1 pseudogene is annotated in these 512 nt (G+C 49.6%); it reads left to right on the top strand.

The annotated features are described in order from the left end of the window. A pseudogene (locus R7E78_RS30740) lies at positions 1-512 on the top strand (DNA polymerase Y family protein); the annotation flags it as partial.

Genomic DNA, 512 nt, shown 5'->3' with positions numbered 1-512 from the left:
CGAGCAGCATCTTCAACTCACCTCTGCTCAAGGCGATTATCTATGCCATCGCTGGCAACAACTGGCGAGTTTGAGCTTAGAGTCGCTCACGCTTAATGGAGCGGTGATCGGTTTGACACTCAAAGTTGTTCGTCAGGGTGAGCCTTTAAGTGCTGCGCGAGATCTTTTTTCTGGGCCCAAAGGACAGATGAATGCGTTAGAACTGCTCTCTTTACTCCAAGCTAAACTTGGGAAAAGTGCAGTGCTCAAACCAGATATTGCCTGCGACCCAAGACCGGAGAAAGCCAGCCAATACCGACTAGCCGATGAGCCAGACGTATCAACTCATAACATCCCAGATTTGCTGCGCCCAGCAATGCAACTGCCTATCCCAATAGCTCTGCAAGAACAAGTATCGCTGGTGCATGGACCAGAACGAATCGTATCCGGATGGTGGGATGGCGACGAAATTATTCGCGATTACTACATTGCTCATACCAAACAAGGTCGCTGGTTATGGGTATTTCGCGATC

Source organism: Vibrio sp. YT-19(2023), assembly GCF_033337395.1.
Note: the sequence above shows the minus strand (reverse complement) of the source record. Positions and strands in the feature narration are given on the sequence as shown.